The 18,868-nt window shown below is 71.6% G+C and carries 28 protein-coding genes; 21 read left to right on the top strand and 7 right to left on the bottom strand.

Features of this window, described 5'->3' with window-relative positions; genetic code table 11:
- Positions 1–3: 3 nt before the first annotated feature.
- From BEP24_RS17465 to BEP24_RS05845, 21 genes are all read left to right on the top strand, one after another.
- Entirely contained in the window at positions 4–150 is a 147-nt protein-coding gene (locus BEP24_RS17465; RefSeq protein ID WP_171898735.1) for a hypothetical protein, read from the top strand.
- A gap of 91 nt (positions 151–241) precedes the next feature.
- On the top strand, positions 242–1,006 hold the full coding sequence (locus tag BEP24_RS05750; protein WP_065961260.1) for a hypothetical protein: 765 nt from the start codon (positions 242–244) through the stop codon (positions 1,004–1,006).
- Between the two features lie 17 nt (positions 1,007–1,023).
- Positions 1,024–1,884 (top strand): P22 coat protein - protein 5 domain protein, encoded by an 861-nt coding sequence (locus tag BEP24_RS05755; RefSeq protein ID WP_065961261.1) that lies wholly within the window; start codon positions 1,024–1,026, stop codon positions 1,882–1,884.
- Positions 1,885–1,903: 19 nt separating this feature from the next.
- The gene (locus BEP24_RS05760; protein ID WP_065961264.1) at positions 1,904–2,266 is read left to right on the top strand and encodes a hypothetical protein; all 363 of its coding nucleotides are present in this window, start codon (positions 1,904–1,906) and stop codon (positions 2,264–2,266) included.
- Positions 2,266–2,745, top strand: a complete 480-nt coding sequence (locus tag BEP24_RS16480) for a hypothetical protein (RefSeq protein WP_065961265.1) — start codon at positions 2,266–2,268, stop codon at positions 2,743–2,745. The genes BEP24_RS05760 and BEP24_RS16480 overlap by 1 nt, the downstream gene beginning before the upstream one ends.
- An 18-nt stretch (positions 2,746–2,763) precedes the next feature.
- Entirely contained in the window at positions 2,764–3,213 is a 450-nt protein-coding gene (locus BEP24_RS05770; protein WP_065961267.1) for a hypothetical protein, read from the top strand.
- Positions 3,210–3,533 (top strand): hypothetical protein, encoded by a 324-nt coding sequence (locus BEP24_RS05775; protein WP_065961269.1) that lies wholly within the window; start codon positions 3,210–3,212, stop codon positions 3,531–3,533. The genes BEP24_RS05770 and BEP24_RS05775 overlap by 4 nt, the downstream gene beginning before the upstream one ends.
- Positions 3,534–3,544: 11 nt before the next feature.
- Positions 3,545–3,910, top strand: coding sequence for an HK97 gp10 family phage protein (locus BEP24_RS05780; RefSeq protein WP_065961270.1), 366 nt, complete (start codon positions 3,545–3,547; stop codon positions 3,908–3,910).
- The gene (locus BEP24_RS05785; RefSeq protein WP_065961272.1) at positions 3,907–4,359 is read left to right on the top strand and encodes a hypothetical protein; all 453 of its coding nucleotides are present in this window, start codon (positions 3,907–3,909) and stop codon (positions 4,357–4,359) included. Before BEP24_RS05780 ends, BEP24_RS05785 begins: the two co-directional genes overlap by 4 nt.
- Before the next feature lie 78 nt (positions 4,360–4,437).
- On the top strand, positions 4,438–5,145 hold the full coding sequence (locus tag BEP24_RS05790) for an IPT/TIG domain-containing protein (protein ID WP_065961274.1): 708 nt from the start codon (positions 4,438–4,440) through the stop codon (positions 5,143–5,145).
- Positions 5,146–5,230: 85 nt separating this feature from the next.
- Entirely contained in the window at positions 5,231–5,641 is a 411-nt protein-coding gene (locus BEP24_RS05795; protein WP_065961277.1) for a hypothetical protein, read from the top strand.
- A 104-nt stretch (positions 5,642–5,745) separates the two neighbouring features.
- Entirely contained in the window at positions 5,746–5,940 is a 195-nt protein-coding gene (locus BEP24_RS05800; protein WP_065961279.1) for a hypothetical protein, read from the top strand.
- A complete protein-coding gene (locus tag BEP24_RS05805) occupies positions 5,933–9,448 on the top strand; it encodes a hypothetical protein (protein WP_065961282.1) in 3,516 nt (1,171 codons plus the stop codon). Before BEP24_RS05800 ends, BEP24_RS05805 begins: the two co-directional genes overlap by 8 nt.
- Positions 9,449–9,842: 394 nt before the next feature.
- Positions 9,843–10,838 (top strand): hypothetical protein, encoded by a 996-nt coding sequence (locus BEP24_RS05810; protein WP_141693366.1) that lies wholly within the window; start codon positions 9,843–9,845, stop codon positions 10,836–10,838.
- Positions 10,839–10,851: 13 nt separating this feature from the next.
- On the top strand, positions 10,852–11,976 hold the full coding sequence (locus BEP24_RS05815) for a hypothetical protein (RefSeq protein ID WP_065961287.1): 1,125 nt from the start codon (positions 10,852–10,854) through the stop codon (positions 11,974–11,976).
- Positions 11,973–12,845 carry a hypothetical protein gene (locus tag BEP24_RS05820; protein ID WP_065961289.1) on the top strand — a complete coding sequence of 291 codons (873 nt, stop codon included), beginning with the start codon at positions 11,973–11,975 and terminating at the stop codon, positions 12,843–12,845. The genes BEP24_RS05815 and BEP24_RS05820 overlap by 4 nt, the downstream gene beginning before the upstream one ends.
- A gap of 66 nt (positions 12,846–12,911) precedes the next feature.
- The gene (locus BEP24_RS05825) at positions 12,912–13,568 is read left to right on the top strand and encodes a hypothetical protein (protein WP_065961290.1); all 657 of its coding nucleotides are present in this window, start codon (positions 12,912–12,914) and stop codon (positions 13,566–13,568) included.
- The gene (locus BEP24_RS05830) at positions 13,568–14,548 is read left to right on the top strand and encodes a D-alanyl-D-alanine carboxypeptidase family protein (protein ID WP_065961291.1); all 981 of its coding nucleotides are present in this window, start codon (positions 13,568–13,570) and stop codon (positions 14,546–14,548) included. The genes BEP24_RS05825 and BEP24_RS05830 overlap by 1 nt, the downstream gene beginning before the upstream one ends.
- 10 nt (positions 14,549–14,558) lie before the next feature.
- A complete protein-coding gene (locus BEP24_RS05835) occupies positions 14,559–15,035 on the top strand; it encodes a hypothetical protein (protein WP_065961292.1) in 477 nt (158 codons plus the stop codon).
- Positions 15,036–15,064: 29 nt separating this feature from the next.
- Entirely contained in the window at positions 15,065–15,325 is a 261-nt protein-coding gene (locus BEP24_RS05840; protein ID WP_065961294.1) for a hypothetical protein, read from the top strand.
- Positions 15,322–16,029, top strand: a complete 708-nt coding sequence (locus BEP24_RS05845) for a collagen-like protein (protein ID WP_141693367.1) — start codon at positions 15,322–15,324, stop codon at positions 16,027–16,029. The genes BEP24_RS05840 and BEP24_RS05845 overlap by 4 nt, the downstream gene beginning before the upstream one ends.
- Positions 16,030–16,083: 54 nt before the next feature.
- Here the strand turns inward: BEP24_RS05845 and BEP24_RS05850 are convergent, their stop codons facing one another.
- Genes BEP24_RS05850 through BEP24_RS05880 form a run of 7 tightly spaced genes read right to left on the bottom strand, consistent with a single transcriptional unit; the run spans position 16,084 to position 18,726 of the window.
- A complete protein-coding gene (locus BEP24_RS05850; RefSeq protein WP_065961297.1) occupies positions 16,084–16,566 on the bottom strand; it encodes a hypothetical protein in 483 nt (160 codons plus the stop codon).
- A gap of 4 nt (positions 16,567–16,570) precedes the next feature.
- Entirely contained in the window at positions 16,571–16,831 is a 261-nt protein-coding gene (locus tag BEP24_RS05855) for a hypothetical protein (protein ID WP_141693368.1), read from the bottom strand.
- 14 nt (positions 16,832–16,845) lie between these two features.
- Positions 16,846–17,175 (bottom strand): hypothetical protein, encoded by a 330-nt coding sequence (locus BEP24_RS05860; protein ID WP_141693369.1) that lies wholly within the window; start codon positions 17,173–17,175, stop codon positions 16,846–16,848.
- Positions 17,176–17,183: 8 nt separating this feature from the next.
- Entirely contained in the window at positions 17,184–17,471 is a 288-nt protein-coding gene (locus BEP24_RS05865) for a hypothetical protein (protein WP_141693370.1), read from the bottom strand.
- A 41-nt stretch (positions 17,472–17,512) separates the two neighbouring features.
- Positions 17,513–18,085: a GntR family transcriptional regulator gene (locus BEP24_RS05870; RefSeq protein WP_083230128.1), complete on the bottom strand. Its 573-nt coding sequence runs from the start codon at positions 18,083–18,085 to the stop codon at positions 17,513–17,515.
- A 57-nt stretch (positions 18,086–18,142) separates the two neighbouring features.
- Entirely contained in the window at positions 18,143–18,442 is a 300-nt protein-coding gene (locus BEP24_RS05875; protein ID WP_141693371.1) for a hypothetical protein, read from the bottom strand.
- 29 nt (positions 18,443–18,471) lie between these two features.
- Positions 18,472–18,726, bottom strand: coding sequence for a hypothetical protein (locus BEP24_RS05880; protein ID WP_065961311.1), 255 nt, complete (start codon positions 18,724–18,726; stop codon positions 18,472–18,474).
- Positions 18,727–18,868: the final 142 nt, after the last annotated feature.

The raw sequence follows: 18,868 nt of genomic DNA on the forward strand, positions 1-18,868 counted from the left end.
GACGTGATCCTCGGCATCGGGTCCACCGTCACCTACCAGGAGCGCGTCTGGACCGTCGTCGCGACGTCCGCGCACTCTCGGTTCCTGCAGTCCCTCGACGGATGCTGCAGCACCCGCGTCAACGTCGACCGTCTGGTCGCCGCCCCGTGACCGAGAACCGGTGGCCGCTCGGCCCCGTCACCGACCTACCCACGTCCGGCCAGGCGCCGGACACCACCCCCGAGGAACCCAGGAGGCTCCCGTGACCCGCATCGTCCCCAGCACCGCACTCCCCGTCATCGCCGACCGTGACGGCCTTGCCGTCATCGGCCGCACCCGCCACGCTCTCATGGGCATCCGCTACGAGGAAGGCGAGGGCGGCGCAGGCGACGCCGGTGCCGGCGGCTCGGAGGGAGCCGGGACCGGCTCCGAGGGCGGGCAGGGCGGCGAGAGCGGCACCGGAGCGGGCGCCGAGGCGCAGGATGTCGCGTCGCTCCCCGCCTGGGCGCAGAAGGTCATCACCGATGCCCGGAACGACGCGGCCCGGTACCGCACCGGCAGCGAGACCGCCGCGAAGACCGCCGCCGAGAAGGCGCAGCAGGAACTCGTCGACAAGATCGCGATCGCCGCCGGCCTCAAGCAGGACGACGCGCAGGACCCCGCGAAGCTCGCCGCCGCGGTGCAGCAGGCCCAGGACGCTGCGAAGGCCACCGAGCGCCGCCTCGCCGTCTTCACGGCCGCCGCGGACACCGCGCAGGCGAACGCGCTCCTCAACCGCCTCGACTTCACGAACTCCATCGCCGGGCTGGACCCGACCGATGCGACCGGCATCGCCGCAGCTGTCAAGGCCGCGGTCGACGCCGACCCCTCGCTCAAGACGACCCGGGCGGTCGGTGCGAGCACGGCAGACACCGGCACTGGAAGTGGCGAAGGTCAGCCGATCACCGAAGCGCAGCTCGCGCAGATGACCCCCGAGCAGATCGACAAGGCGTACCGCGAGGGCCGCCTCAACAGCCTGCTCGGCTAACCCCGAAGGGACCCACCGTGGCATTCGTCCACTTCCGCCCGACGATCTGGAGCGCCCTGCTCCTCGTCGCGCTCCGCAAGAACCTCGTCTACAGCGCCTTCACCAACCGGGACTACGAGGGCGAGATCGCCGAGGCTGGCGACTCGGTCCGCATCACCTCGGTCGGCCGCCCGACCGTCGGGACGTACGTGCCGTACGTCACGAAGATCGACCCCGAGCAGCTCTCGGACACGTCCCGCACGCTGATCGTCGACCAGCAGAAGTACTTCGCCTTCGAGGTCGACGACGTCGACAAGCGGCAGGCGAAGGGCGACGTCATGCCGCAGCTCAAGGACGAGGCCGCGTTCGCCTTCGGCGACGTCGTCGACCAGTACCTCGCGTCGTTCTACACGTCGATCCAGGCCGCGAACCAGCTCACCCCGCTGACCATCGCGATCTCGAAGCCGACGGACTTCTACGACAAGGTGCTCGTCGCCCTCAAGGTCCGGCTCGACAAGGCGAACGTCCCCACCCAGGGTCGCTCCGTCGCGATCACCCCGGAGCAGCACGGCCTCCTCCTGCTCGACCCCCGCTTCGTCAAGGCGAACGAGTCGGGCACGCAGGACGGCCTCCGCAACGGCCAGGTCGGCCGCGCCGCGGGCTTCGACATCATCATGTCGAACAACGCGCCGGTGCTGAACGCCTCGACGGGCCAGTCCGTCGTGATCGCCGGCAACGACCGCGCGATCACCTACGCCGAGCAGATCAACAAGACCGAGGCGTACCGCCCGCAGGACTCGTTCTCGGACGCCATCAAGGGCCTGCTCGTCTACGGCGCGAAGAACGTCCGCCCGGACAGCCTCGCGTCGGCCATCGTCACCATCGACCCGCTCAACTGAGCGAGGAAGGGGCAGCCTCATGGCACGTTCCAGCATCACCGCCGCCGCGCTCGTCGCGAACGGCTCCATCACCGACCCGACGGGCACCGCGACCGGTGTCGGCGACGGGAACGGTGTCGTCGTGGCGGGCGCGTTCCTCGAGCGCGTCCTCCTCCGCGTCGCGAACGGCGGCGGCTCCTCGGCGACCGTGAAGGTCAAGGCTGGCTCCGGCACCGCTGCCCTCGCGGCCGGGCAGGGCGACCTGTTCATCGCGGTCGGCGCGGGCGCAACCGCGTGGCTCGGCCCGTTCGAGTCCGCACGGTTCCAGCAGGCCGACGGCTCCCTCGCGGTCGACGCGACGGCCGCCGTCACGGTCACGGCGTTCCAGGACACCCGCATCTGATGGCGGCCGAGGACACCGTGCACATCCTCGGGGAGGGCGGCGGCATCTTCGAGCTGTCGCTGCCCCTCCACGAGACGATCGCCGACAAGCTCAAGAAGGGCCTCGTCCGCCGGGTCAACGCCGACGGCAGCCCCTACGACGAGCACGCTCGCCCGGCCGGCACCGAGCCGGCCGACAAGCGCCCCGCGGTCAGCGCCGCGAAGGACGTCTGGGCCACCTGGGCCGTCGCCGAGTCGGAGCGCCGCGGCGAGCCGATCTCGATCGACGACGCGCAGGCGCTCACGAAGGACGTCCTCATCGAGCGCTACGGCGTGAAGGCAGAGACGACCGAGACCGACGAGCAGCGCGCCGAGCGCGAGGCCGCCGAGCTCGACCAGCTCAAGGCCGACGCCGCACTGTTCGACGTGCCCGCCGAGGGCACCGCCGACGAGATCCGCGCCGCGATCGCTGAGAAGCGGTCCCAGCAGAAGAACGACTGACCCCTCGAGGAGGCGGGCATGACCAGCAGCACCATCCCGGACACGCTCGCCTCCTCCGAGGCGTTCTCGCAGTTCTGCACGGCCCGTGGGGTGAGCCTCCCGGCCAACGCCGGGGCGCTCCTCTACGGCGTCACCCCGCTCGTGCTCGACGCCACCTCCGGCGCCCGATACGACACCGACCCGTCGACCGGCCTAGCCACTGACCCCGCGATCGCGAAGGCCCTCGCCGACGCGACCTGCCTGCAGGCGCTCGCCTGGTCGAAGCTCAACATCGACCCCGACACCGGCGGCGTCGTCACGGCCGGCGTGAAGACCGCGAAGGGCATCGGCACCGCCCGGATGTCCTACGCCGACACCGGCGAGGCCGCCGCTGCCCGCACCGCCGCCGTGTCCGGGCTCGTCCCCGCCGCGGTCGCCCGACTGCGGCAGCTCAACCTGCTCGACGCGACCGCGTGGAGCCAGGGATGAGCGCCGACGACCTCGACGAGTTCTGGGTCCACACGATCACCGTCGAGACGTACCTCGGCGAGGGCGGGAACGGCGTCGCCTACGCGGCACCCGTCGACGTGCCGTGCTTCATCGACGGCGGCACGAAGATCGCACGGACCGCGACCGGCGAGCAGCTCGTCGTCGCAGCGCCCATGTACGCGCCGCTCGAGCACGCCGGCACGCTCACCGCTGGGTCGAAGGTCACCGTCCGCGGGCGGCCCGCGCGCATCCTCGCCGCGACCGTCTACGACTCCGCCGGCCTCGACCTCCCGGACCACGTGCAGATCGCCCTCACCTGATCGGAGCCTCCGTGTCGATCGAGTGGGAGGACTCCTTCGACTGGGACGGCCTGCAAGCCCGGAAGGCCGCCGCCGTCACCCCCGCGGTCGCCGCCGGCATGGAGGTCGTCCGGCAGGTCGTCACCCCGAAGGTGCCCGTCGAGATGGGCCACCTCGTCGGCTCCCCCAGCGTCACCGCGGTCGGTCACGAGGCGACCATCCGGTACGGCGGCCCGTACGCCCGGTACCAGGAGTTCGGCGTCTACTACCGATGGGGCATGCGCGGCGCGCCGCTGAAGCACACCCACGGGCAGTCCTTCTACCTGACCACGGGCATCGTCGAGGCCCGCGACCCCGCCCTGCGCGCGTGCGCCCGAGTGTTCGAGGAGCGCCTGTGACGATCCCCGCGTCCCCCGTCTCGCAGCTCCTCACCGCCGTCGCCGAGCTCCTCGACGAGGCCGGCGTCGGCGTTTGGTCCCCCGGCGCCGGCACCTACGGTCCGGACGACGTCCCGATCTTCCGCGGCACCGAGCGCCCCGTCGACAACCCGCAAATCATCCTCAACTGGGTCGACACCGACCAGCACCCGGAGATCACGCAGGGCGACGGCATCCTGCAGGTCGCGATGAAGGGCCTGCCGAACCAGCCCGCCTCCGTCGACGACCTCGGCTACGCCGTCTTCGGCGTCCTCCACGGCCTCACCCAGCAGGCCGCCGGGGACGCCCTCATCGTCCAGTGCCTCCGCCGCAACAGCGTGCCGATGGGCCAGGACGAGAAGCTCCGCAAGGAGCGCGCGGACCAGTACGACGTCGTCGTCGAGTGGCCGCCCACCAGTCACCGGCTCTGAGCCGGTAGGTCCCCAGACCAGCCCTCCCCCGTGGGGGCACTTCCGCATGCCCACACACCGCCTCAGGAGGCACCTCCCATGCCCACCGCACTCGCACGCAAGTTCGCACTGCAGGTGACGAACGACCTCACCCTGCAGTCCGGCTTCATCCCGGTCAAGGGCGTCAACGACCTCGCCCACAACATCAACCCGAACCTCGAGGACGCGTCGGACTACGACGCGAACGGGTGGGCGTCGTCCGAGGTCACGATGCAGGACTACTCGATCGACGCAGGCTTCTACCGCCGCGTCAACGCGGGCGTCCTCGACCCCGGCCAGGAGCTCATCCGCGCCTGCATCGGCCAGTTCGACTCCGCGGCCCGGCTCGGCTTCCGGATGTTCGACAAGACCGGCGGCCCGGAGGCGTACTCCGGCGTCGTCATCCCGACGTGGAAGCGCTCGAACACCGGCGTGAAGAACCTCGACCAGGTCACCGCGACGCTCACCGGCACCGACGTGCCGCTGAACATCGGCATCACGAACCCGTACCAGGTGACCCTCAACCCGGTCGTCACCGCCGTCAGCCCCGGCGGCAAGGGGTCCGGCACCGCGGTCGCGATCAGCGGCACCGGCTTCACCAACGCGTCCGCCGTCAAGTTCGGCGCGACCGCCGCGACGTCGTTCTCCGTCGTGTCCGACCAGCTCATCACCGCGATCCTCCCGACCGGCTCGGCCGGGGCGGCGCCGGTCACCGTGACCACGCCGGTCGGCACGAGCAACGCCGCCGCGTACACGCGCGCCGCGTGAGACCCCGGGGCCGCCGTCTCTGGGGACGCGGCGGCCCCGGCCTTCCCCATCAGTCCCCGCCCCTCACGCAAGGAGTCCCCAGCTCATGACGTTCCGCGACTACTACGAGCTCGCCGACCCGCTCGTGCTCCCGATCCGGGAGAAGAACTACGAGATCCCGCCCGCCACCGCCAGCGACGTGCTCCGGTACCGGCTCTACATGGAGGCTCTCGAGGCGGGCACGCTGCAGCCGGAGGACCGCATCGACGACGAGGACTACCTCGTCACGTTCCTCGGGACCGCGCTCCTCGAGATGCGCGACGACAAGGTGCACCCGGGCGTCATCGACCACGCCGCGCAGACCGCGCTCGCGGAGGCCCTCGCCGGCCGAGAGATCGCCGAGGTCGTCTGGAACGCCGCCGACCCAAAAGCGCAGAGCGCCCTGCTGCAGGCCGGCCTGCTGGCGAGGGCCTCGATGCGATCGACCAGTACGGACGAGGCGAGTACGACGAGCTGACCGGCACGTGGGAGTGGTACGAGGTCCCCGCTGAGGTCACCGCGACGAAGACGAAGGCGGACTGGGGCGCGATCCTCACGCACCTCGACCTCCTCGCGTTCGACATGCAGCGCCACCTCGGCCTCCGCCTCACCACGGTCCTCCACACGCACACGTGGCGCGAGTTCGCCCACCTCGTGTCCGGGCTGCTCGGCCTCGAGGAGCACCTCGTCACGCCCCGCGGCGTGACGTCGATCCCCGCGACGCTGCTCGGCTCGCGCTTCACCACCACGAACGACGAGGAGCCCGCCGATGAGTGACACCGAGATCGGCGGGATCACCGGGTTCCTGCGCCTCGACGACTCCGACTGGGACCGGAAGATCGCCCACGCCAAGGAGCAGGCCCGCGAGCTCGGCGCGATCAGCCCGACGATCACGGTAGACGCCGACACCGCGCACGCCGAGGAGCAGCTCCTCGCGTTCGCGGCGTTCGCCCGGGCGATCGGTGCCGAGTCGGTCACGGTCGACGTCACCGTCGACCAGCACACCAGCGGCGTCGGCGCGGCCCAGATCGGCGCGCAGGCTGTCGCCGCTGCGGCCGCCATCGAGGCCGCCGAGCACGACGTCGCTGAGGCCTTCGACGACGTCGCCGAGTCCGCTGCCGCTGCCGCTGCTGCCGAGGGCGCCCTCGCCGCCGCGCAGGGCAGCGCCGCGGCATCCGCGGAGACGGAGGCGGAGGCCCTCGACGACGTCGCGTCCTCGGCCGAGGCGGCCACCGCGTCGCAGGCTGCCCTCGCCGCCGCGTACATCCAGGCGGTCAACGCCGCGTCGTCCTCCGCCGTGGCGCAGGAGGCCGTCGCCGATGCCCAGCACGACGCCGCGCAGTCCGCCGTGCAGGCCACCGCCGGGGAGACCGCCCTCAGCGCCGCGCAGCGCACCGCCGAGCAGGCCGCGCGCCGCGCGTCGATCGCGCAGATGCGCCTCGACGCGCTCCGCGGCACCGGCCAGGCCACCGCCCTGCAGCTCGCCGGAGCACAGCTCGCCCTGGACGAGGCCCTCGAGCGCGCATCGGCCGCCGCGCGCCGGGCGGGCATGTCGCAGGAGCAGCTCGACGCCGCCCAGCAGGCAGCGACCGCGTCGGCGATCGCTGAGGCCGCCGCGCAGAGCGCGAACGCCAGCGCCTCGAACTCGCTCGCGTCGAGCCAGGAGAAGGTCGGCTCGCTCGCCGGCTGGGTCGCGACCGGCATCGGCGCGGCCGTCGCGATCCTCCCCGCCGCGACCTCCGCCGCCGTGGCCTACGGCGGCGCGCTCGTCGGCATGGGTGGCGCTGCGGTGCTCGGCATCCTCGGCGCGGTGCAGGCCGTGAAGTCCGGGACCGCCGTCGGCGAGCAGTTCTCGGGGGTCCTTGACAACCTCAAGGGCGACCTCGACTCCCTGTCGAACACCGCCGCGGTCGCCGTGCTCGACGACTTCGGTCGCGCCGAGCGGTCGGTGACCGGGAACCTGCCGGCGCTCAACAGCCTCGTCCGCGAGCTCGGCTCCTCGGCGGGCCGCGCGGGTGCGGACATCGTCGGCGGGGCGGTCACGGGCCTGCTGGTCATGCGGCCCCTGCTCGTGTCGGTGGAGGACACCGTCGAGTCCGGGGCGTCCGCGTTCCGCCGGTGGGCGGGCAGCACGGACGGGTTCGTCCGGTTCGTGAACGACGCCGGCCACGACCTACCGCAGCTCAACAGCGCCTTCGGGTCGCTCACCGGCGGCGTCGTCAACTTCTTCGGCGCCATGCGGCCCGCGGGCCCCGTCGTCCTCACCCTCGTCGAGGGCGTAGGCAACCTGCTGACCGGCTTGTCGAACCTCGGCCCGGTGCTGCCGGCGATCGCCGTCGGTGCCGGAGGGGCGTTCCTCGCCTTCCAGCTCTGGAAGGGCGTCAACGCGATCCTCGCCGGGGTCGACGCCGGGGCGACCTCGCTCGCGGCGACGTGGGCGCGTGTCAGCGCGGGGCAGTGGAGCGCCGCCGCCTCCGCGTCGGCGAACGCCGCAGCCACCACCGCGGAGGGCGCTGCTGCGTCCGGCGCGGCGGCGAGCACGACGCTCCTCGGCCGTGCGCTGACGTTCTCGACCGGACCGGTCGGGCTCGTCATCGGCGGGCTCGGCGCCCTCGCGGCGATCACCGGCGTCGTGATGTCGGCGACGCAGCAGAACACGAAGGCCGCGGCGGACTACTCGTCGGCGCTGATCCAGGACAACAACGCGATCGGGCAGAACACCGCCAAGCTCGCCGCGCAGTCCCTGCAGCAGGCCGGCGTGCTCGGCACCGCGAAGCAGTACGGCCTCAACCTCACCGAGCTCACCTCGGCGGTCACGGGCAACAGCGACGCGCAGGAGCGCGTCAACGGTGTCCTCGACAAGCAGATCGCGAAGTACGAGGCGCAGGCTGCCGCGGCCCGCCTGGGGTCGAACGGGCAGTCGGCCGCCGCGCGCATCGCGGGCGAGCACGTCGACGCGCTCAAGAAGCTGCAGGGCGAGCTCGAGGGCACGACCGACTCGATCGCCAAGGAGAAGAAGCAGCTCGACGACGCGAACTCGGCGTCGTCCGGCGCGGCGAACGCGGCGAAGTCGCAGGCCGCCGCGTACGGCATGACGACGACGGCGTACCGCGACGCCGCGGCCGGCGCGCGCGACCACACCGCGCAGGCGAAGGCCGCGACCGAGGCCATGCAGATGGAGAACGACGCCGCCGGCCTGCTGTCGAACGCGCTCACCCTCCTCAACGGCGGGGCACTGTCCGTCGCGCAGGCCCAGACCGGGGTCGCGTCCGCGGTGAACCAGGCCAAGGACGCGTTCAAGGACAACGGCAAGGCGATCGAGGGGAACTCGGCCGCCGCGGTCGCGAACCAGCAGGCGATCCAGCAGCAGGTCTCCGCCGCGCAGCAGATGGCCGAGGCCCAGGCGAAGGCCACGGGCTCCACCCAGGCCGGCGTCGACGCGTACAAGCAGTCGAAGGCGGCCATCGAGGACGCACTCCGAGCGCAGGGCGCCCTCACCCCCGAGGTGCAGGCGTACATCGACAAGCTCTACGACGTCGACAACCTCAAGGTGAAGCCCACCCAGCTCGAGGTCGACACGTCGCAGGGCGACTTCGGGATCCAGCACATCAAGGACGCGATCGCGTCGGTGCCCGACAAGCACGACACGAAGGCGCAGGCGCTCGTCGACGAGGCAGAGGCCCGGCTCCGGAACCTCAAGCAGAACATCGACTCGGTGCCGGCGTCGAAGCGGACCGAGATGCAGGCGTCGATCGCGGACGCGTCCCGGCAACTGCAGATCCTGCAGGCGCAGATCGACGGGATGCGCGGGAAGACCCTGACGATCACGCAGCGGACCGTGCTCGTAACGGAGGCCATCAACTCAGGGGCGGCGCCGGGCGCCGCGAAGGCGGCGTACAACGCGCACGGCGGTACGGCGGGCGTGGACGGCATCCGGACCCAGCGGTTCGCGGCCGGCGGCACCTCCGGCGGATCGGTGTGGGGCACGTCCGGGTCCTCGTTCAGCGACAGCATCCCGACGTGGCTGTCGATCGGCGAGGAGGTCGCGTCCGCGCAGGCGATGACCTACCCGGGCGCCCGGTCGGTCGTGAAGGCGATCAACTCGGACCCCGCTGCGGCGATGCAGGCCATCACGCAGAAGTCCGACGCGGCTCCGGTCACCGTCACCGTCATCAACAAGACCGGCCTGTCCACGCTCGACGACCTGATCGAGCTCCACATCGAGAAGAACGGCCGGAAGCGCAAGCTCACGCTCGGCGCCGGACGACAGGCAGGAGGCATCTGACGTGCCGATCCGGAACACCGTCACGAATCCGAACGCCCTCGGAGGGACGGCCAGCCTCGAAAACGAGGCGAGTACGTCCGTCGCGATGTCGGCCGCAAACGGGCGCTATACCGTCACCTCAGGCGCAACCACGCAGGCAACTGCCCGCCTGGCGCTCACCCAGCGCCCCGCAGGTGCCAGCGGGCAGACATGGGGTGCGCGGGCGACGCTCACGAACCCCGCGTCAACGGCACGCTCTGTGTCGTTGGTCGTCGTGTTCTACAGCGGCACCGGCTCGACCATCGGATCGGTTCTCGGCACCGCAGTCTCCACGCAGACCCTCAGCGCATCCGGTATCGGGTCGTTCAGTGTGTCAGGCGTCGCTCCGGCGGGTACGGCGTCGGTGGGGCTGCAGGTGCGACGAGAGGCCGGCACAGGCGCGACGTCCTCGGACGTCGTGTGGGCGTCGGCGCTGTTCCTCGTGCAGATCACCGACGGAACGGCGACCGTTCCCCCGTACGGCGACCCGAACACGGACCCGACGCACTGGTTCTGGGACGGCGCCGCGAACGCGTCGACGTCGTACAAGGTGCTGAACACGCCGAAGCTCACGCTCATCGACGACGACGTGAACGGGCCCCGCGTGCTCGTGCTCGTCCCCGAGGGGGTGCCGGGCACGCAGACGGTCACGCTGTCGCGGACCGCGGGCGGGCGCACGATGCGCGTCCGCGGCGGCGTCGGGCTGTACGCCGTCGGCGGCGCGTCGGCGCTCGACGCGGAGGTGCCGTTCGGGGTGCCGGTGACCTACCAGGCGGAGCAGTTCGACGGGACCGGGCAGTCGCTCGGCTTCACGGACGCGTCACCGATCACGGTCAACGAGGCGCTCACGTGGGTGTCGCAGCCGCTCTCCCCCGGGTCCGCGATGCGGGTCCGGCTCAGGGTCGGGTCGACCGCCAGCCTGACCCGGCCCTCGCCGGGTGAGGTCGTCGTGCCCGAGGGCGCGACGGTGGGCCGGATCATCTCCGGGCAGCGCAGCGGCGTGCACGGCACGCTCGTGCTCTCCGTCGGCAGCCCGGCACAGGCGGACGCGTTCGACGCACTGTGGGGCGGGTACGGCCAGGACTTCCCGGCCGTCATCTGCATCCGGACGCCGCCGAACGTCCCGCTGCCGCCGGTGCTGTTCTGGGCGTGCCTCGCCCCCGAACGGCAGTCCTCCGGGGCGAACAAGGCGATCCGGTACGTCCTCCCCGGCTCCGAGGTCGCGCCGCCGTCCGCCGGCCTGGTAATCCCGACGCTCCGGCGGAAGGACATCGACGCCGCGTACCCCACGCGCGCCGCACGTGCGGCCGCGTACCAGTCCCGCATCCAGCGGGACACCGACTACACGAAGGCCGGTCTCGCCGGCCCCTGACGACGGGAGACCCATGCGGCCCGGTTCGAGCGCTCTCCGAGACGTCCTGACCGGGTCGTTCGACCGTCGCTGGCTGATCGACGTCTTCTACGACGGAGTCCGGGTGCTGCAGGACGTCCCCTGCACGCGCCCGGACTTCACCGACGACGGCGGCCAGCTCGTGCAGTCCACCGGGACGACGACGATCGTCTACCAGGGCGACTTCGCCGACTCGGTCGCCCCGACCGACGTCGGCGACCTGCTCGCCCCGTTCGGCGCGCAGGTCGAGGTCTACATGGTCGTCTCCGCCGGGCCCGGGTTCACCGAGCGAGTCCGGATGGGCCGCTACATGATCGCCGAGACGCCCTCGGTGGTGACGTCGCGGTTCCTGTTCAACGGAGGCGCCGCGTCCCGCGGGGACCGCATCGACCTCACGCTCAAGGATCTGTTCTACGGCGTGCAGGTCGACCGGTTCGACGCCCCCGGGTCTCCGCCGTCGCTCGCGTCCGCGTGGGCGGAGGTGCAGCGGCTCACCGGGCTGCAGGTGACGAGGTCGATCGCGGACGGGCCGATCCCCGCGACGGTCGCGTACCAGGAAGACCGACTGCAGGGTGTCTACGACATCGCGAACTACTCCCTCGACGCGGTCGCGTGCCTCACCGCCGACGGGACCGTGTCGATGCGACCGAACGTGTGGACGGCACCCGTCGACACGCTCCGATGGGGCGACACCGGCACGCTCGTCGACGTCTCGCGGGGCCTGGCGAACGACTCGGTCTACAACAAGGTCGTCGTCCGCGCGTATGACTCCACGCAGGGCTCCGCGGTGCTCGCCTCCGGCGAGATCACCGACGGCCCGCTCCGCACCCGGAACCGCGACGGCTCCCTCTCGCCGTACCGCCGCCGGCCGACGTTCTACTCGTCGCAGTTCATCACCACGCAGGCGCAGGCCGAGAACTACGTCGCGAAGTGGCTGCCTCGCGTCTCGCAGCTCGCCGCGGTCGAGGTCACCCTCACCGAGGTCGTGAATCCGCTGCGCGAGGTCGGCGACGTCCTCGCCGTGCAGCGGGTCGGTGAGCAGTTCACGGCACGCGTGACCGGCATCCGCCGGGGCACCGCGGCGACCCAGGAGACCACCGTGGAGGTGAAGCGACGATGATCGACGAGCTCGATGACCTGCAGAAGGCGCTCGGCGGGAAGTCGAAGGTCACCGCGTTCGTCGGCCGGTTCGTCTCGGCGACCGCGACCGGCTGCTTCGTCGACGTCGGCGGCGGCCGTGTGCCGGCGCAGTTCGGCTCCGACTACCTGCCCGAGGTCAACGAGTCCGTCAACGTCCTGTTCATCAACGGCACGCCGTTCATGATGGGGCCCGTCGGCGCGAAGCCCGGGAAGGGCACCGTGCGCTCGGTCGCCTCCTCCCTCGTCACCCTCGACACCGCGTACGGCACGGTCGTGTGCCCCTACAACCAGGCGGTCACCCCGTCCACCGGGCAGGTCATGCGCATCGGCTGGCGAGAGGGGCCGTTCGCCGAGGCCGTCATGTCGACGTCTCCGAAGCCCGCGGACCCGCCCCCGGCGCCCGGAGGCGGCACGTCGACGCACGTCGACGTGTTCACCGCCCTGGACGCCGGCTCGTTCAACGGCCGGTGGTGGACCGCGCAGGTCCGCGCCGACGACTCCGACCTCGGCTGCTGGTTCTACGGCTCGAAGATCAGCGACACCATCCCTGCGACCGCCCGCGTCCAGGCGGTGCAGGTGTACGTCTCCGCCGACAAGATCTACGGCAACCCACCCGTCTTCGCCGTGCACCCGCACCAGTCGAACCCCGGCGGGGCGCCGACCCTCGGCGCCCTCTCGCCGATCGGCGTCGCGCCCGGCTGGGTGACCCTCCCTGCCGGGTTCGGCGACGTCCTCAAGGCCGGCGGCGGGTCCGCCGGGGTCGGCGTCGCGCACGGCGGCTTGAACATCTTCCGCAGCCTCGCGCAGGACGGTCAGTCCGGCGCCCTCCGCATCACCTCGGTCTACTGACCGCATCCCCGTTCCCCTCCCTCCACGCCCGCCGCCGCGCGGGCGTTTCGCATGCAAGGAGCCGTCATGGCACAGGACTCGTGGGGTCCCAAGCACCAGCCGCAGTACTCCAACGTCGGCGTCCCCGCCGACGCCGCGGACCTCTCCCAGATCGCGAACTTCGCGGCCCTGGTCGGCAACCGCAAGGTCGACACGTCCGCCGTGCGCTCGGCACTGGCCGCCGACGAGAAGTGGCCTGGCCTGCAGTGGTACGAGACCGACACCCTCGCCAACTGGCTGTACGTCGCCGACTCAGGCGGCGGTTCCGCGGGGTGGGTCAACCCGGACATGCGGTTTGCGCAGTTCACGACCCTGGCGGGCGGTGTCCCCGATGGTGGCCCGTTCTCGCAGGGAACGATCACGGCGGTCGGCGGGAAGACCGTCGGCGGCGGGTTCGCGACGCTCGCGAACAACCAGATCACGCTGGCCCCGGGCGTCTACGACATCTCGTGGACGCTCAAGATGAACGTCTCGCAGCCCACCAACGCCCGCACCGGCTACGTGCAGTTCGACATCGGTGAGAGCGAAGCGTTCCGCACGGAGTACGGGCCTGGCGGCGACACGGCGTGCGCCAAGGGGTCGTTCATGCTCACCCAGGCGACCGCGCCGACGTTCTCTTTCTACAAGCAGGGCGGCGGCACCCCGAGCGTGACCGGCACCATCCGCATCCGGAAGGACGCCTGATGTCGGCGAACGGGCAGCTCACGGACGCCGAGCTCGTCGTCGTCCCGAACACGGCGGACGTCACCACGATCGGGGTGCAGCGCGTCGCGGTCGCGGTGCTGCCGTACCTCCTCGCCGCGGCGGCCGAGTTCCGGCAGGAGACCGGGCAGAAGCTCGTCCTCGCCGAGGGGTACCGGTCGCTCGCGACGCAGATCGACTACTTCAACGCCCGCTACCACGTCGTCGCCTCTGGCGGCGTCTGGTGGAACGGGATGCGGTGGGCGAAGAACGCCGGGGCCGCGAAGGCCGCGGTGCCGTCGACGAGCCCGCACGGGAACGGCGGCGCGGTCGACCTGTGGTCCGGCGTCGACACGTCTTTCACCTCGAGCAACCACGAGGTGTGGGTCCGGGTATCCGCGAAGTACGGGTGGACGAACACCGGCACCGGCTTCGGGGAGCCCTGGCACCAGGAGTGGTCCGCCGCCCGCGTCACGAAGCGCGTCACCCTCACCGCGGCGCTCGTGCGCCCGGCTGCCTCGTCCGGGGCGATCACGAACACCATCACCGGCCGCCCGGCGGCCACAAGCGTCCAGGAGGACGACATGCCCAGCATCGAGCTCGTCAAGCAGGACGGGGACACGTCCGGCACCGTGTGGATGTCCCGCGACCGGATGGAGCGCCGCCCCCTGACGGCGGCCGACTTCGCGGACGTCGCGTACTGGGTCGGGAAGCAGTTCGGCGAGGACGCGGCGAGGGTACAGGTCGTGCGCAGCCTCACCGCGTTCGGCATCGACATCTCGGCCCGCCCGGACACGTACGAGCTCGTCAAGGACACGCACGGCGACGGCACCGTCTACCTCTCGTTCAACCGCGTGCTGCTCATCGCCCTCACCAGTGCCGCGCTCCCGGCCGCCGTCTGGTGGCTCGGCAAGCGCGGCTACGACAACACCGTCTCGCTCACCGACAACCTGGCCGCGTTCGGCGCGGCCCTGCACGCCTAGGAGGCCTGCCATGTTCCAGCGCTACACCACCGCCCTGCTCCCGCTCGGCATCGCGATCCTCGGGGTCCTCGACGCCGCCCGCGCGACCGGCATCGCCCTGCTCGGCTGGCAGACCATCCTGCAGCTCGTCATCCTCGTCGCGACGACCGGCGCAGCGTTCTGGCTGCCGCTCGTCCCTGGCCGGTGGGCGGGCCGGTGGAAGACCGGCGCCGCGATCGTCGGCGCGGTCGCGTCCGCGCTGATCGCGACGATCCCCGACGGGCACTTCACCACGGCGACGCTGATCCTGTTCCTCACCGCCGCGCTCAAGGCAGTCGCGACGGAGGTCGGCGTGCAGATCCGCGTCGACGCCGCGAAGGTCATCGAGGCCGGCTCGACGGACGACCCGGGCGTCCCGTCGATCACGGCGCTGCCGGACCCGACGAAGGTGTCCGACGGTGACCCGGCGATCGTCGGCTCCGAGCCCGCGCCCGCCTCGGCGCCCTGACCATCACGACACCCCAGGAAGGGGTCAGCATGCCCGACGATCGGCCAGACGACGTCACGCTCGGTGAGGTGAACCGGAACCTGCAGGCGTTCAAGGACGACATCAAGGGCGACCTCCGGGAGCTCCGCGACGGGTTCGTCTCCAAGGAGTCGTTCCGCGCGCTCGAGCGCACGGTGCAGGAGATCAAGGAGTCCGCGAAGTTCCGGGTCGGGTCGTGGCTGTCGGTCGCCGGCATCGTCGTCTCCGCCGCGGTCGCGGTGTGGGCGACGCTGCGGGGTGGTGGCGCATGAGGCACCTGCTCACCCGGGGCCCGCGGTGGCTGCGCGCGCAGAACCTCGTCATCATCATCCCCGTCGTCGCGATCGTCGTCGTGCTCGTCGCGCTGTACGTCTCGCAGGCGCAGACGATCGGCGTGCAGCGGGACCGGATCGGGGTGCTCGTCGCGCAGAACGGCCGGCAGGCGGACCGGCTCGACGCGGCGTACGCGGAGTACACGAAGCTGTACGGGCAGGCGAAGCAGTCAGGGGTGCAGCCGACCACGGTTGCACCCTCCGCGCTGCCCGGGCCGACCGGCAGCTCCGGCAGGGACGGTCGCGACGGCCCCCGGGGCGCGGACGGCCGCGGCATCGCCTTCGCCCTGTGCACGGCGACGGGCTGGGCGGTCACCTACACCGACGGCGACACCGAGAACGCCGGCCAGTGCGTCGGCGACTCAGGGGCGGCCGGCAGCCCCGGCGCTCCGGGCACGACCGGCGCGGCCGGCGCGAACGGCGTCGACGGGCAGCCCGGCTCTCCGGGAGCCGACGGCGCGCCGGGCGCGACTGGCCCCCAAGGCGAGCCCGGCGCTACCGGGCCGGCCGGCACCGGCGTCGCGTCCGTGTCGTGCACGACGACCGACGACGGAGCTACCGCGTTCAGGTTCACCCTGACCGACGGCAGCGCCCAGGACGTGCCCGCGCAGTGCATGCCAGCGGGAGCGACACCAGCACCATGACGACGGCCCCGGCCGCGCTCTCACCGAGCGTGGCCGGGGCCGTTTCGTCGTAAGTCAGACTCGTCTTCCTCTTGCCGAGCGACGTCGGAACTCCCCGCGACCGACCTTCCAGGCAGACCGGAATCGTGCGCGGACAGTCCTAGGGTCAGGCCGGGCGAAGAGCTTCTGGTAGACCTGCTGAGTCGAGGGCCGACGCCACGTGATCAGGTGCTCCGCGATGTCCTGGAGCGGATGCCGGTTGACGCCCGCGTCCCACTCCTCTCGCGTTATGTTCACTCGCACCGACTTGTCAGGCTCGACTAGCGCGGAGGCGATGTACTCACCAGTCATGCGTCGATCGCTCCTCAGCACCTGCACGTCCGTTGCGTCTTCGCCGGTGCGGTTGTAGAGGAGCACGTGGTCGTCCTGCACCTCAGGCGTCCAGTCGGGCCGGTAGCGGGTGTTGTGGCGGTAGGTCAGCCCCGTGAAGGTCGCGGCACCGAGCGCGACGGTGGTCGGGATGGCGAACTTGAGGAGCTCCCACCAGGAGAAATCCATGCCGCTAGATCGCCACGACGAAGTGCACGAGCAGGGCGAGCAGGCTTCCACCGACGGCGGCGGCGAGGGTCCAGCCGACGATGAGGCCGCCGATGTTCGCTCGGCGGACCTGCGTGGGGGTGCGCACGGCGAGTCGGGCGTGGTGCTCGTCGGCGGACTGCTGGGTGGGGTGCGCGGTCAGGCATCCGGGGTGGTGCCAGACTGTGCGGCGGCCAGGCCGGCTGCTGGTCGAGACGGAGAACGGGCCCGGCAGGGGGATGCTCACGCGGACGCCCACGGTTAGACCGCCTCGGTCGGACGAGGCCGAAGCGCGTAGATGATCGCGCTCGCGATGAGGAGCACGGCGGCGATGCCGAACGCGACGAGCGCGGCCACGGTGGCGGGCTGCATGCCGGGTCCCTGCATCATGGCGGCGGAGTCAGCGAGACTCCCGCCGGAGAGGACGTTGCGGTAGGCGGCCGACGTCGCTGCGTCCTCGGCGGCCTGCTGCGCGTTCGCTCCGACGCCGAGGAGGATGCAGGCGACGACGACGACGATGATGGCTGCCGCGATCGCGACGAGCGCGCCCCGAGTGTGCGAGGTCAACGGCGTCCGGGCTGAGGTGCTCATGGTGAGCATCACTCTACGGCGGTGGGTCCGACACCGCTCCCCCTCGTCCGCGGGCGGACAGCGTCGCGCCAGACCCACGCGCAGTCGGCTCCCTGCCCGCGCCCCCACTCGACGAGCACCGCGCGCTCCGTGTACGCGAGCACGCGCCCCTCGACCTCGAGGATGCGGTTCGGGAACTGCACCCAGGCGAGCACGTCGTCCGGCCGGGGCAGGTCGACCTCCGGGCCGCCGCGCGCTGCCTCGGGGAGCGAGTACGCGTCGACGAGCCGCCACCGGTCCCGTCTGCGCACTGCCACCGACGCACCGTAGCCACGACCCACCGACACCGTGGTCGACGTCAGAGCTGCGCGAGCGTCTCCGCCTCGGCAGCGAGCGCGGCCCAGTCGATCTCCACGTCGTCCGCGGCGGCGTTGAACTGAGCGAGGGCGCTGGCCGTCTGGTGGGTGCTGGCGAAGAGCGTACCCGGCAACTCCGCAGCGAGGGCCTGGAAGGCAGCAGCCAGCTCGCGGAGGCCGGCGAGGTCGCTCTTGTTCAGAGCGCTTGCCGCCTGACGGGCGTGCTTCGCTGCCGCCTTCCGGGCCGACGAGGGCAGCGTGGGCGCCGCTTCGAGGAGGTGACGGTGAAGTGCTGCCACGAGCGCGGCAGCTTCGTCGTAGCGCTCGCTGGATCGGCTGGCGACTCGCGTGTAGCGGTTCGCCGCCATCTCGACGAGGCCCTCGGACGCGAGTCGGGCGATGGCCTCGCGCACGGGGGTGCGCGACACGCTGAGCCAGGCGGTGAGGTCGTCGTCGTTCAGACGCTCCCCGGGCTCGAGCGTGCCGTCCTCGATGGCCTCGAGCATCTTGGCGTAGACGACGTCGCGGAGGAGAACTCGCGGGGCAGCGGTCACTGCAGGCTTCGGCACTGGCATGCGTACATCGTATTCCAACGGTCCAGCTCAGGCCAAGCCTCCGCCCGCTCTCGAGCCCTACCGAGACTTCCCGTCGCGCTGCTCGAGCACACGTCGTCTGACGACGTCGCGCCGAACCCATGCGCGCTGTAGGCGGCCCTGCCATGAGATCTGCACGTAGACGGCGACATCGGACCGGGCGACGGCGAACGCCTTCACGCGGAGCGGACCGATGTGCTCGAAGACGGCAGGGTCGACCCACACCGGCTCCGGCTCGTCAAGCTCGACGGGTTCGCCGATCTGGCTGAGGGGCAGCGACTCGACCGCGTACACGGGGACATCCTGGTGCTCGGGCGGCGCCCACCGGTGTTCGGCCATGCCGACGATCGTCGTCGGGGCCGCCGACATCACACCTCGGACAGAGGCATCCCGTCGATGACGCGAAGCACCTCGGCCCACTCGTCGAACTGCGCGTCGTCCTCGTCGACGAAGGCGCTCGCGGGCCTGACGTGCCAGCGGTACTCGTCGTCGGGTGTGTGCCGCACGGTCGCGACGCGTCGGTCGGCACGACTGAAGACCCACACGTCAGCGCGTCCGCGCGTGACTGCGGTGATGCCAGCGGGCCGGTCGAGAAGGACGGTCTCATCGAGCGGCATGGTCATGGGATCGGTCATGGCAGCAGGCTGCCACGGCCTCGGCACGACCGGGGCGGCGCGCCGGCGCCATGGGTTACAGCACCGTGATCCACCGGGGGAACGACGAAGGCCCCGCGGCTACTGCTGCGGGGCCTTCTCTGCGTTTCGG

The sequence above is a fragment of the Curtobacterium sp. UCD-KPL2560 genome (genome assembly GCF_001705035.1).
Lineage (GTDB): Bacteria > Actinomycetota > Actinomycetes > Actinomycetales > Microbacteriaceae > Curtobacterium.

Excerpts from the sequence above, each read along its gene's own strand:
- BEP24_RS05770 (WP_065961267.1), top strand. The coding sequence starts at position 2,764 with ATGACCAGCAGCACCATCCCGGACACGCTCGCCTCCTCCGAGGCGTTC.
- BEP24_RS05825 (WP_065961290.1), top strand. The coding sequence starts at position 12,912 with ATGGCACAGGACTCGTGGGGTCCCAAGCACCAGCCGCAGTACTCCAAC.
- BEP24_RS05795 (WP_065961277.1), top strand. The coding sequence starts at position 5,231 with ATGACGTTCCGCGACTACTACGAGCTCGCCGACCCGCTCGTGCTCCCG.
- BEP24_RS05875 (WP_141693371.1), bottom strand. The coding sequence starts at position 18,442 with ATGGCCGAACACCGGTGGGCGCCGCCCGAGCACCAGGATGTCCCCGTG.
- BEP24_RS05830 (WP_065961291.1), top strand. The coding sequence starts at position 13,568 with ATGTCGGCGAACGGGCAGCTCACGGACGCCGAGCTCGTCGTCGTCCCG.
- BEP24_RS05880 (WP_065961311.1), bottom strand. The coding sequence starts at position 18,726 with ATGACCATGCCGCTCGATGAGACCGTCCTTCTCGACCGGCCCGCTGGC.
- BEP24_RS05820 (WP_065961289.1), top strand. The coding sequence starts at position 11,973 with ATGATCGACGAGCTCGATGACCTGCAGAAGGCGCTCGGCGGGAAGTCG.
- BEP24_RS05850 (WP_065961297.1), bottom strand. The coding sequence starts at position 16,566 with ATGGATTTCTCCTGGTGGGAGCTCCTCAAGTTCGCCATCCCGACCACC.
- BEP24_RS05870 (WP_083230128.1), bottom strand. The coding sequence starts at position 18,085 with ATGCCAGTGCCGAAGCCTGCAGTGACCGCTGCCCCGCGAGTTCTCCTC.
- BEP24_RS05840 (WP_065961294.1), top strand. The coding sequence starts at position 15,065 with ATGCCCGACGATCGGCCAGACGACGTCACGCTCGGTGAGGTGAACCGG.
- BEP24_RS05860 (WP_141693369.1), bottom strand. The coding sequence starts at position 17,175 with ATGAGCACCTCAGCCCGGACGCCGTTGACCTCGCACACTCGGGGCGCG.
- BEP24_RS05775 (WP_065961269.1), top strand. The coding sequence starts at position 3,210 with ATGAGCGCCGACGACCTCGACGAGTTCTGGGTCCACACGATCACCGTC.
- BEP24_RS05815 (WP_065961287.1), top strand. The coding sequence starts at position 10,852 with ATGCGGCCCGGTTCGAGCGCTCTCCGAGACGTCCTGACCGGGTCGTTC.
- BEP24_RS05805 (WP_065961282.1), top strand. The coding sequence starts at position 5,933 with ATGAGTGACACCGAGATCGGCGGGATCACCGGGTTCCTGCGCCTCGAC.
- BEP24_RS05835 (WP_065961292.1), top strand. The coding sequence starts at position 14,559 with ATGTTCCAGCGCTACACCACCGCCCTGCTCCCGCTCGGCATCGCGATC.
- BEP24_RS16480 (WP_065961265.1), top strand. The coding sequence starts at position 2,266 with ATGGCGGCCGAGGACACCGTGCACATCCTCGGGGAGGGCGGCGGCATC.
- BEP24_RS05845 (WP_141693367.1), top strand. The coding sequence starts at position 15,322 with ATGAGGCACCTGCTCACCCGGGGCCCGCGGTGGCTGCGCGCGCAGAAC.
- BEP24_RS05760 (WP_065961264.1), top strand. The coding sequence starts at position 1,904 with ATGGCACGTTCCAGCATCACCGCCGCCGCGCTCGTCGCGAACGGCTCC.
- BEP24_RS05800 (WP_065961279.1), top strand. The coding sequence starts at position 5,746 with ATGCAGCGCCACCTCGGCCTCCGCCTCACCACGGTCCTCCACACGCAC.
- BEP24_RS05790 (WP_065961274.1), top strand. The coding sequence starts at position 4,438 with ATGCCCACCGCACTCGCACGCAAGTTCGCACTGCAGGTGACGAACGAC.